The 12,361-nt window shown below is 43.4% G+C and carries 6 protein-coding genes; 3 read left to right on the top strand and 3 right to left on the bottom strand.

Features of this window, described 5'->3' with window-relative positions:
• Window positions 1-650: 650 nt before the first annotated feature.
• Window positions 651-4,337 carry a methionine synthase gene (metH, locus tag ACTL4S_RS03440; RefSeq protein ID WP_441298746.1) on the bottom strand — a complete coding sequence of 1,229 codons (3,687 nt, stop codon included), beginning with the start codon at window positions 4,335-4,337 and terminating at the stop codon, window positions 651-653.
• A gap of 536 nt (window positions 4,338-4,873) precedes the next feature.
• Here metH and ACTL4S_RS03435 point away from each other — a divergent pair.
• Window positions 4,874-6,493, top strand: a complete 1,620-nt coding sequence (locus ACTL4S_RS03435; RefSeq protein ID WP_034435995.1) for an inorganic phosphate transporter — start codon at window positions 4,874-4,876, stop codon at window positions 6,491-6,493.
• Window positions 6,494-6,922: 429 nt separating this feature from the next.
• Here the strand turns inward: ACTL4S_RS03435 and ACTL4S_RS03430 are convergent, their stop codons facing one another.
• Window positions 6,923-8,464, bottom strand: coding sequence for a hypothetical protein (locus ACTL4S_RS03430; RefSeq protein ID WP_441298745.1), 1,542 nt, complete (start codon window positions 8,462-8,464; stop codon window positions 6,923-6,925).
• Window positions 8,465-8,682: 218 nt separating this feature from the next.
• Entirely contained in the window at window positions 8,683-9,300 is a 618-nt protein-coding gene (locus ACTL4S_RS03425; RefSeq protein WP_004646259.1) for a rhomboid family intramembrane serine protease, read from the bottom strand.
• A gap of 158 nt (window positions 9,301-9,458) precedes the next feature.
• Here ACTL4S_RS03425 and nfuA point away from each other — a divergent pair, with 158 nt between their 5' ends.
• Window positions 9,459-10,097 (top strand): Fe-S biogenesis protein NfuA, encoded by a 639-nt coding sequence (gene nfuA / locus ACTL4S_RS03420; RefSeq protein WP_004279400.1) that lies wholly within the window; start codon window positions 9,459-9,461, stop codon window positions 10,095-10,097.
• 193 nt (window positions 10,098-10,290) lie between these two features.
• A complete protein-coding gene (locus ACTL4S_RS03415; RefSeq protein WP_441298744.1) occupies window positions 10,291-12,354 on the top strand; it encodes a TonB-dependent receptor domain-containing protein in 2,064 nt (687 codons plus the stop codon).
• Window positions 12,355-12,361: the final 7 nt, after the last annotated feature.

Below are 12,361 nucleotides of genomic sequence, written 5' to 3'. Positions count from 1 at the left end.
CATTTCCGAGCGATTGCAACCCGATTTGATAAGCTTGCACGAAATTACCAGTCTATGATTTACATTGCTTGCATATTTATTTGGTGTAAAGCCAAATGAGGACACGCCCTAATGTTCTCCATGAAAGGGATGCACAGAATTTTGCTAACCAATCTTTATATTCGGTAACATAATTTTTTTGGTCTAAAAACGGTATGAACATTTTTTCAGAAAATTGTTTTTCCCAACTTGAAAAAAGAAGCTCACAATCGTTACATAAGAGGTAATCCTTAATAATATCTTGTTGTCTTTTGTTAATATTATCTATGTTCCGAAGATATCCGGTAGCACTAGTCTTTTTTAGCCATTTCCCAACAAATTTTGGGATGAAATGACTCTCTTGTAATTCTTTTGCCTCGTGGCAAAGCGAACATCTATTCTTCATTTTTAGTATATGTAATTTTTGAGAATTTGAACAATATCCACTAATTTTTATTATTAATCAATTAATCCCTCCCAACCTCCCTTTAGAAAAGGGAGGAGTTGTCACGTAATCCATTTGATACGCGAAAGTCCCTCTTTCTTAAAGAGGGATTTAGGGAGATTAAAAATCTAAAAACAAAAAAATCCCCTCAATCGAGGGGTTTTTTTATATCGAAACTAGAGAATTCTTAAACCACAGAATCATCCAGATTTGGCGCTAACCAACGTTTCGCTTCATCCAAAGTCCAGCCTTTACGCTTCGCATAATCTTCCAACTGGTCGCCAGAGATTTTACCTACGTTAAAGTATTCAGTTTCAGGGTTTGCATAATAGAAACCGCTGACTGATGAAGGTGGCCACATCGCAAAGCTCGAAGTCAGGTAAGTACCCATCTTCTCTGTCGTACCTAACCAGTCAAACAATGATGCTTTTTCAGAATGCTCAGGACAAGCAGGGTAGCCAGGTGCAGGACGAATACCCACATACTTCTCTTTGATCAAATCTTCATTCGACAATTGTTCATCTGCTTGGTAGCCCCAGAACTCTTTACGAATACGCTCATGTAAATGCTCGGCAAATGCTTCAGCAAAACGGTCACCCAAAGCCTGAACCATAATTGCGCTATAATCATCGCCTTTGGCTTTATATTCTTGTGAAAGCTCTTCGGCACCGAAAATCGACACGGTAAAGCCGCCCAAATAATCCTGAGCCACATCTTTCGGTGCAATAAAGTCCGCCAAAGAATAGTTGGCTCTACCTGTCACCTTGTCAGATTGCTGACGAAGGTGCTCAAAAGTATGGGTCACGTTGCCATTTTCATCTGCAACCGCAACTGTATCTGCTGCCACACGGTTGGCAGGATAGATCTTGAATGTTGCACGGGCATCAAAGCGTTTATTCTCGATAATATCTTTGAGCATGGCTTGAGCTTGTTCAAACAAATCACGCGCTGCTTCACCCACCACTTCATCTTCAAGGATTTTCGGGAATTTACCTGCCAGGCTCCAGGAAATAAAGAACGGCGTCCAGTCAAAATATTCCACCAAGGTTTCAAGCGGATAATTGGTGAATGTTTCTGAACCAATAAAGTTTGGTTTAACCGGTGCATTCTTGTCAAAGTCGATCTTGAAGCCATTTTCAACCGACTTTTGATAAGACAATTTCGCCGCTTTCGGTTGTTTGTTCGCAAGACGGGTACGAATTTTTTCATAATCCGCTGCATAGTCAGCCAGCAATTTTGGCTTCATCTCAGGAGAGAGCAACTGCGTTGCTACACCCACGGCACGTGAAGCATCTGCGGTGTAAAGCACGCCATCATTATGATATTGCGGTGAGATTTTCACTGCGGTATGCGCTTTAGAAGTCGTCGCACCACCAATCATTAACGGAATGTTAAAGCCTTTGCGCTGCATTTCTTTGGCAACAAAGACCATTTCATCCAGAGACGGCGTGATCAGACCAGACAAACCGATGATATCGACTTTTTCATCAATCGCAGTTTGTAGAATTTTCTCACATGGCACCATCACGCCCAGATCCACGATGTCATAACCATTACAGCCTAATACTACGCCAACGATGTTTTTACCGATGTCGTGTACGTCGCCTTTCACCGTAGCCAGCAGGATTTTACCTTTTGCTTCGGCTTGGGTTTTCTCAGCTTCAATGAACGGGTTCAACCACGCTACAGCCTGTTTCATCACGCGTGCAGATTTGACTACTTGTGGCAAGAACATTTTACCGGCACCGAACAGATCGCCGACTACGTTCATACCCGCCATCAATGGACCTTCAATCACATCCAGTGGACGTGTAGAGTTTAAACGCGCTTCTTCAGTATCTTGATCGATATAAGTCGTGATGCCTTTTACCAATGCATATTCAAGACGTTTTTCAACAGACTCATTACGCCATTCCAGATTTTCTTCGGCTTTTTGCGTACCACTTTGACCACGGTATTTTTCAGCAACAGCAAGCAGTTTTTCGGTTGCTTCCTGACCGCTTTCACCCTGGTTCTGGTTTAAAACAACATCTTCAACCGCTTCTTTCAATTCTTTATCGATGTCATCGTAAATCGCCATCTGACCGGCATTTACAATACCCATAGTCATGCCTTGCTGAATGGCATGGTACAGGAACACCGAGTGAATCGCTTCACGTACCGGTTCGTTACCACGGAACGAGAACGATACGTTCGACACACCACCAGAAATCATCGCATTTGGCAGGTTCTGTTTAATCCAGCCAGTCGCTTCAATAAAGTCCACGCCATAGTTGTTGTGTTCTTCAATACCGGTCGCAATCGCAAAGACGTTCGGGTCAAAGATGATATCTTCAGACGGGAAGCCTACTTCATTCACCAGAACATCATATGAACGCTTACAGATTTCTTTTTTACGCGCAGCTGTATCGGCCTGACCATCTTCATCAAATGCCATCACGATGACCGCGGCACCATATTGACGGCAGAGGCGGGCACGTTCGACAAACTCGTCATGACCTTCTTTCAGGGAAATCGAGTTCACCACGGCTTTACCTTGCACACATTTCAGGCCCGCTTCGATAATCTCCCATTTAGAAGAATCCAGCATGATTGGCACACGTGAAATATCCGGCTCAGAAGCAATCAGATTCAGGAAATGCACCATCGCACCTTGCGAATCGAGCATGCCTTCATCCATGTTGATGTCGATGATCTGTGCACCGGCTTCAACCTGTTGACGGGCAACATCAAGCGCTTCGGCGAAGTTTTCTTCACGAATCAGACGCAGGAATTTTTTTGAACCGGTGACGTTGGTACGTTCACCAACGTTCACGAACAGTGAATCTTTGGTGATGTTAAATGGCTCTAAACCGCTTAAACGGCAAGCCGGTTCAATTTCAGGAATTTGACGAGGGGTAATGCCTGCAACAGCATTTGCAATCGCGCGGATATGATCCGGCGTAGTACCACAGCACCCACCGGTAATATTAATTAAGCCACTTTCTGCAAATTCTTTAATGAAGGCCGCAGTTTCTTCCGGCGTTTCATCATAACCACCGAAGGCATTTGGCAAGCCAGCGTTTGGATGCGCTGAAACAAAGGTATCGGCAACGTCAGACACGGTTTTCACGTGTGGACGCATCGCATCTGCACCCAGCGCACAGTTAAAGCCGATAGAAAGTGGCTCCGCATGGCGCATCGAGTTCCAGAAAGCTTCAGCGGTTTGACCAGTCAATGTACGACCTGATGCATCCGTGATCGTACCTGAAATCATGATTGGCAGTTCATAGCCTAATTCTTTAAAGACTTCTTTTACTGCAAAGATGGCAGCTTTGGCATTTAAAGTATCGAACACAGTTTCGATCAGGATGATGTCTGCACCACCTTCGATCAAGGCCTTGGTCGATTCAATATAGTCAACTTTGAGTGCATCAAAAGTGATGTTACGGAACGCCGGATCATTCACGTTTGGAGAAATAGAAGTGGTACGCGATGTCGGACCAATCACACCTGCCACAAAGCGTGGTTTTTCAGGCGTTGAATATTTGGCACAGGCTTCTTTGGCCAGACGCGCTGCTTCACGGTTAATTTCAGGAACCAGATCTTCCATGTGGTAATCCGACATTGAAACACGGGTACCGTTAAAGGTATTGGTTTCAATAATATCGGCGCCAGCTTCTAAGTAAGCTTCATGAATGCCTTGAATGATTTGTGGTTGAGTCAGCACCAGCAAATCATTATTGCCTTTGAGATCATAGGCCCAGTCAGCAAAACGCTCACCACGATAATCGGCTTCTTCCAGTTTATGGCGCTGGATCATGGTACCCATCGCACCATCGATAATTAAAATTCTTTTGGCAAGAAGTTCTTTTAAAGTGGTAAGTGTAGACATTCAAACTTTCTCAGCAGAAATCAAAAAAAACGACGCTAATCTTAGCAGATTAGTTGGCTGATTTCTGCTGAGATTGCTCAGAATGATGGATAAGCATGATATGAAAATTTGATAAGTCATCTAGAAAAACAACAAGTTTTAACATGCGGATCAGAAAATAATGCAATCTCGAATCTGATTCGATGCCTTACAGACAAGAAACAGGATCAGAAAATTAAGCTGATGCTTTCATTAATGAAATTGTCATATTGATGGCTTATGCTGTGCAAATGAAACTTTTGCTCAGCTTGATGACAGGCAGGGTTTGAATCGTTTTGGTAGCAAAATATGTGCGGTTGCTAAGCTTAAATAAGCTGGAATCCTCTCTTAAGTAATTGATTTATAAAATCAAAATCTAGTGTTTTAGTCGGAATTAAACAGGACGAATAGCAGCAAGAAAATCCAAATAATTGCTTCATATGACAGCAGTTTGTCATATAATTGTCACAATTTAACTGAACAATATGGGGATTCTTGAATCCTCTATTCCTGCTTGCATGAATCCTAATCAAACTCCCGTAGATTCAGCACACGGGTCGGCTTCCCAAAAGTCGACCAATGTTCATGTGCCAACACCGAAATTCTTTATGCCGGTGTTCCTGACTCTTATTATCACTACGCTGATTTATATCGGCTTCCAGTTGTCTGCAGATTTAGCGCATGTACCGGCCTTGGGCTTGTATTCAGTTATTTTGTTAGCGACGGCACTTTTTATTGCGTTGAGCTTTGAGTTCGTCAATGGCTTTCACGATACCGCCAATGCTGTGGCCACAGTCATTTATACCAATGCACTTTCAGCTCCTGTCGCAGTGATGTGGGCCGGCTTCTGTAACTTCCTTGGGGTTATGGTGGCCAGTGGTGCGGTCGCTTACGGCATTATTGCGTTATTGCCGGTCGAGCTGATCATGAATGTCGGCTCCGGAGCAGGCTTTGCCATGGTCTTTGCCATGCTGATCGCGGCTATTCTCTGGAATCTGGGAACCTGGTTCCTCGGTATTCCAGCATCCAGTTCACATACCCTGATCGGTTCGATTCTGGGTGTGGGCATCATGAACTATATTCTGAATGCCGGTACTGGCGCTTCAGGTATAGACATGGAGCAGGTGATGAAAGTCGGTAAGGCGCTGTTATTCTCGCCTTTAATCGGTTTTGCATTTGCTGCGATTGTGTTCCTGCTGGTGAAAAAAATCTTCAAGCGTCAACTGGAACTGTTTCAGCCACCTGAAGGTAACAAGCCACCACCACCATTGATTCGTGCCATGCTGATCTTTACCTGTACTGGGGTGAGCTTTGCCCATGGTTCAAATGACGGTCAAAAAGGTATGGGTCTGATCATGTTAATCCTGATCGGCTGTGTGCCGTTGGCGTACTCGCTGAACAAAAATCTGGATGTACAACATATTCAGTCTTTTGGTCAGTTATCTGCACAAACAGCGGATGTGATCTATCCAAATCATCAGGATATTCCGGATGAACAAGCTCGTGATGTGATCACCAAGTACATTCAGACCAAGGAAATTACCCCTGAAGTCGTGCCTGCATTGGCAAGCTTGACGGATCATCTGGGTGAGAAAGTCGGTAGCTATACCAGCATTAAGGATGTTCCTGAAGCTCAAGTATCTGAATTCCGTAATGACATGTATCTGAGCACTACAGCATTTAAGCGTCTGGATAAAGCAGAAGCTTTACCGGCAATGAGTGCTGCGCAGGAAAAAACAGTGGATGAATACCGTGACAATCTGGATTCATTCCTGCAATACATCCCGACCTGGGTAAAAGTGGCGACAGCCTTGGCACTTGGTCTGGGTACGATGGTCGGCTGGAAGCGTATTGTCGTGACGGTTGGTGAGCGTATTGGTAAACAGCATATGACTTATGGTCAGGGTATGTCTGCCGAACTTGTGGCAATGTCAACTATTGCAGCGGCAGATGGCTTTGGTATGCCGGTATCAACCACCCATGTATTGAACTCTGCAGTAGCAGGTACCATGGTGGCGAACAAGTCAGGTCTGAACTTCCAGATGGTGAAAACTATTCTGTCTGCCTGGATCTTTACTTTACCAGCAACGATCTGTTTGTCAGGTACTTTGTACTGGTTGCTTCTTAAAGTCTTCTAGGACTTTTTAAGGTAAAAACGCTGCTTTGGCAGCGTTTTTTTATGGGTGGAAGAAAAATTAAGGATGTAAAAGAGGAATCTAAATTACGATTAAGGCGACAGGGATGTCGCCGTTAGGCTGTGATATAGGGACATATCATCAGCTTAACAAAAGATTTTTGTTACTTTTGATCTTTCAAAAGTAAAGAAAAAAAGAAGCTATAAAATAGATCAACTTAAATCTGCCCAAAGCACATTCATAAGAATTTGAATGATTGAAAGCCCAAATTAACCTCTCCCTAACCCTCTCCTAGAAGGAGAGGGAACGCCCATTTTCAATTAAAGTTCTCTCTGCTTTAGGGATGAGCAGCACTGCTACGCAACGAGGGGAGAACTTTAAAAATAACGATTACCTTTCTTATGGAAAAATTGGATGAAGATAATAAAAAAATTACTTCTTCAACTTACTCAATAATCCTTTTGGCAACTTCTCTGTCGCAAAACCATATAGTGCAGCAAAAGGTAGTGCGGTACGTGCCAGATAGGCCACTCGCCACAAACCACCATGATTCGCGCCATGCATCATTAATTCAAGCGGATGGTTCAGCTTCACTTCAGGATTGGCCACCGATTCTGGATTGCGAAGGTCATGAATCCACAGTGCAGCCATAATTGCATTGGTGGTTTCAGGTGCAAAGGCTTCAACATCAAACAGGCTGGCGCCGTTGAACGCTGCTTTTAATAGCGGATTTTTGGTCACGGAATAGGTCGTAGTAGAAGGGGCAATATTGATGCTGACCCGCTGACCTTGAGCACGAGCTAAGGTAGCACGCCATTGCTGAATGCGTTTTGCCAGCGCATAGTTCGGGCCTTGTTCAACCACCAGACAGTCACAAATACCATACGCCTGATCACCAGACTGAATCAGTTCATGCGCATTTTTCTGGAAAAAGTGTTTGCGGCTTAAAGCTGAAACCCCTTTAGAAAGGATCGTCTGTACCTTAGAGCGTTCAGTATATTTTACTTTAGAGGCTTCGATTACTTCACTCGGCACCGCATAAACATCGGTCGGCGTACACATGTACATCAGACTGGTATTGGCTTTTTGCTGACTAACATAGTGCATGATGGCATCCATGGCCATGGAGACGCGGACATGCTTTTCACCATCCAGATAAGCAATTGCAGCCAGATCTAGGTCCTGCTCAAACTGTAATAGCCATGTGGCAATTTCAGGAATCTGGGTGAGCAAATTTGCGCCCAGTTTTTCTTTTAAAATGTCAAGTGAAGTATCAGCAGGTAAGTCTTCAATACAAGGTGCATACAGTGTGGCATTGCCTTGGCTAATGGTATCGATAATCTTGCTCCATACCCGGGTGTTTGGCAGATCAATCGCCACAATGTTGGCTTTCCATTTCGTCAGCCAGGTCAAAGGGCCGGCTTCAGATGCGGCACCAAACAGCACCGCCGTCCGATCTGACAAGTCAAACCATTCAGGATGTACCACACATTCACGCAGGGCATTGGCATGACTGGTTTCCACGATGCCTTGGCTTTCCCAGCGCTCAATCTGCTCCAATAAGGCATCACCTTGCAGCTTTTGACCGTGGTAAGGCACATACCATTCTGGTACAGCTTTACTGCTACCTGTGAGTTTGAATGTATGTAGTTGTTCAGCGGGCAGAGTTAAGGCATCTTGCAATACATACTTTTGACCATCACGATAAAATTCAAAAGTCTGATGGGCCTTTGCTAATCCATCTTCGGCAATTTTCAAGCTGGCTTCAGGAGAACTCAGTCCCTGTTCGACCAGTTGCTTAAAATGCACGGTATATTTTTTGCGCCAGTTTTTTTCTGATTGTGCCTGTTGCGAACTGAGAGGGGCGACATTGGCTAAGGCGGCTGCGATGATCGCGCGTCCTGCTTTGGAGCTACTTGGTTTTTGTTGCTGAGACTGAAGAGGAAATTGAAGACCGTCTGGTGTAGTGGACATGCAAAATATCTCGAGAATGACAGTAATTAATATACAGATGTATACATTATCGCTGCAAAATTCAGTCCAAGATTGGCATTAAGTGACATCATCACTTTCTAATATATTACGAGATGTTTCAAACGAATAAGGGAGCAGCAGCTCTCTTATTCGTTTTCAGCAGAAATATGAGGCTTAACTCATATGTAGCTTTATTCCTTCAGTATTTAAAAAACTGATTAAAACGGAACCTGCATCAGTTTATTCAGGAAATGCGGAATCAGGCGTGGCTCCAGAATAATCGTCATGACCACCCCGTAAGCCGCTCCCCATAAATGCGCGCTATGATTAATGTTGCTATTGCCTTTTTTGCCTGACCAGATGCTATAGGCTACATACAGCACAGCAAAAATAATGGCAGGAACCGGAATGAAGAACACAAAAATTAATTTCCAAGGTTCAAACAGGATATAGGCAAACAGTACAGCCGACACTGCACCGGAAGCGCCGAGACTAGCCCAGCGGGCATCATTTTTATGCTTCAGGTAACTGGGTAGAATCGCTGCGATCAGACCACCGAGGTAAAACAGGATAAAACCCAGGTCATATAGGTATTGACGATAAAAGCTTTCAATCACGCTGCCAAAAAAGAACAGGGTAATCATGTTGAACAGCAGATGTGCCCCATCCGCATGGATAAAGCCATGAGTAATAAAGCGATCATATTGTCCACGTTGCAGTGCCGGTGGCCAGAAAATCAGGCGATTCATCACCGTCTCTTTGGAGAAAGCAATAAATGACACAATACAGGTGATCAGAATAATAGTAACGGTATGATTAAAAGGTAAATCAAGCATATAAATGATTCTAATGGTGCCTATTTGCCAATTATCATGCCATTAAAATGGAGCTAAAGTTGTACTTTTATAATAAATCCGACAATTTTAGTTGATTTTTAAAAATTACCCCGCATCTTCAGTTAAAATGGCCGCTTGAGCTTGAGGAAATTATTGTTATGTCGACTGAGAACAGCAGCACTCCAGTTGTTGGTGAAATTCCCAACTTATTGATTACACCAACAGCACAAGAGTATTTAAAGGATCTACTGGATAAACAGAACACCCCGGGTATTGGTGTGCGTGTTTTTGTAGAGCATCCGGGTACTCCTCGCGCTGAATGTTGCATGGCCTATAGTGCACCTGATGAAGTTGTACCGACAGATTATAAGCAGGAATATCCTGATTTCCCTGCTTTTATCGACTCGCCATCTATTCCGTATTTACTCGATGCCGTGATTGATTACAACAAAGACCGTTTTGGCGGTCAGTTGACTTTCCGTGCACCGAACTCCAAAGTGCCACGCGTAGGTCCAGATGCATCAGTAGAAGAGCGTATTACCTATGTATTACAGTCTGAAATTAACCCGGGTCTGGCAGGCCATGGCGGTAACTGTGCACTGGTTGAAGTTAAAGAAGACCCTGAAAAAGGTTTAACCGCTGTACTTAAATTTGGTGGTGGTTGCCAGGGTTGTTCAGCGATTGATATTACTTTGAAGCAAGGTGTTGAAACCACATTAAAACAACATGTACCAGAGTTAATGCATGTCGTTGATGAAACGGATCATAGTCAGTCTGAAGGTGCGTATATGAAATAATCTGTTCCATATAACAATTTATTTATCGCATTTTAAAAAACCTCGAAATTTCGAGGTTTTTTTATATCTGGCTTAAAAACCAGTGAATGTTAATGATAATAATTATCAATATTAATTGTATTAAATTGAGAAGCTGTTACACTTCGCAACCGAATAAACATGATCTCTTCATAAATATTGGGGCGCGCAAGGTATGAATAAGCCATTCTTAAAAACAACTTTGGCATTTGCTGTACTCACAGCCATGGCGGGAAATACATCTGCAGTAGAAGCGGTTGTTCCACAGGCGGAAGCGACTAAATTGCAAACGATTGTGGTGACCGCAACAGGTTATGAGCAAGATTTGGCTAAAGCACCAGCTTCCATTACTGTCATTGATCGTGAAGAATTAGATAAACGTGAATATAACGACATTACTGATGTACTGCGTAATACGCCCGGGGTAGTGGTTTCAGGTGCAGGTTCTGCACAGACCATCAGTATTCGTGGTATGAGTTCAAACTACACCTTGTTTCTTGTAGATGGTAAACGTCAATATGGCAAGGATGTCAATCCGAATGGGGATGATGGCGGTTTTGAGAAAAATATTCTGCCACCTATTTCAGCAATTGAACGTATCGAAGTGATCCGTGGTCCAGCTTCTACACTCTATGGTACGGATGCCATGGGCGGGGTAGTCAATATCATTACCAAAAAAGTGTCGGATGAATGGTCTGGCAATGTTGAATTAGGAACCATCATTCAGGACAGTAGCCGTTCAGGTGATATTAAAAATGCTTCTGCATATCTTGCCGGTCCTTTAATTCCAGACAAGCTGGGCTTGCAGCTAGCAGTCAATAAGCAGGAACGTAATGAAGACCATTATGTGGGCGGTTTTCGTGGCACAGAACGTGAAAGCTTAAATTCACGTCTGAGCTATGCCATTAATGATGATCATGATGTACAAGTTGAAGCCAATTTCGTGCAGCAAGAATCAACTACGTCTGTAGGGGAAACGGTAGCACCTGCTCAAGGTGCTGCAGATTCGTTTTCGCGCAATTATCGTAATGTTTATTCATTAACCCATAATGGCCGTTATAGCGATAACTTAGACAGTTCATCATATATTCAATATGAAAATTCAAAAAATCCGGATCGAGGCAATACGGAACTGGGTACCAAAGGAATTACCTTGGATACCTGGACTGCTAACAGTCAATGGAATTTGTTATTGGGTGACCATACTTTATCATTTGGTGGATATTTTAAAGATGAAAAGCTCGAAGATAAAGCCACTAACCGTAATCCGAATTCACCTGAGTTTAGTGAATTGACGCGATGGTCTGCTGCAGCATTCTTGGAAGATACCTGGAGCATGACAGATCGTTTCGATTTAACAGCCGGCCTACGTTATGACCATGATGAAAACTATAGTGGTCATTTATCACCACGTCTGTATGGGGTGTACGCTGTAAATGATAATTTTGTGGTAAAAGGCGGTGTAGCTACAGGTTATAAACAACCTGATATTCGTGCAGCCACTGAAGGTTTCTATAGTGTTACCGGTGGTAGCGGTTCACCCTTAGCAACAGGGCGTGGCATCATTCGTGCGAATCCGGATTTAGAACCTGAATCGAGTCTATCTACTGAACTGGGCTTCAACTGGAAAAATGATTATATCAATACATCGCTGACTGGCTTTATCACTAAATATGAAGACCGTATAACAGAAGTTCGTGCCTGCGAAACCGATACTGATGGCACCACAACAAACCGCAATAATTGGCAGAATTGGAAATGTTTCGAAGGAGATATTCCATTTTACTTTATTAGTGAACGGATCAACGTGGATGAAGCAGAAATTCGTGGTGTAGAAGCAACGGTAGAAGCCAGTCTGAATGATTACACGACATTGACTGCTAACTATACCTATACCGATTCAGAGTTTAAATCGGGTGCTTTTAAAGGCCAGCCACTGAACCAGATGCCAGAACACATGTTTAATATTGGTGTGGATTATGAGCTAAATGATGCACTCAATGTATGGAGCCGCTTGCACCACCGTTCTGAAACCTCTGCATACTTGAGCCGTACTTCGATGGCTCAGCCAAATCCAGGCTACCAATTTGTAGATGTCGGCTTTAACTATAAATTCAGTCCGAATTTGACCGGTAAATTTGGCGTCTATAACCTACTGGATGAAAAAGCTGAAGATATTGATGGGGATCAACTATTGGATGGCCGCCGTTACGGTATCAGCCTGAATGCAAAATTCTAAGCAAACA

Source organism: Acinetobacter lwoffii, from assembly GCF_052078135.1.
GTDB classification, from domain to species: domain Bacteria; phylum Pseudomonadota; class Gammaproteobacteria; order Pseudomonadales; family Moraxellaceae; genus Acinetobacter; species Acinetobacter lwoffii_Z.
This window is presented reverse-complemented; position numbering and strand designations above follow the sequence as displayed.

What these genes read in the sequence shown, in the direction of transcription:
- nfuA (WP_004279400.1), top strand. Translation starts at nt 9,459, where the DNA reads ATGTCGACTGAGAACAGCAGCACTCCAGTTGTTGGTGAAATTCCCAAC.
- ACTL4S_RS03415 (WP_441298744.1), top strand. Translation starts at nt 10,291, where the DNA reads ATGAATAAGCCATTCTTAAAAACAACTTTGGCATTTGCTGTACTCACA.
- ACTL4S_RS03425 (WP_004646259.1), bottom strand. Translation starts at nt 9,300, where the DNA reads ATGCTTGATTTACCTTTTAATCATACCGTTACTATTATTCTGATCACC.
- ACTL4S_RS03430 (WP_441298745.1), bottom strand. Translation starts at nt 8,464, where the DNA reads ATGTCCACTACACCAGACGGTCTTCAATTTCCTCTTCAGTCTCAGCAA.
- metH (WP_441298746.1), bottom strand. Translation starts at nt 4,337, where the DNA reads ATGTCTACACTTACCACTTTAAAAGAACTTCTTGCCAAAAGAATTTTA.
- ACTL4S_RS03435 (WP_034435995.1), top strand. Translation starts at nt 4,874, where the DNA reads ATGAATCCTAATCAAACTCCCGTAGATTCAGCACACGGGTCGGCTTCC.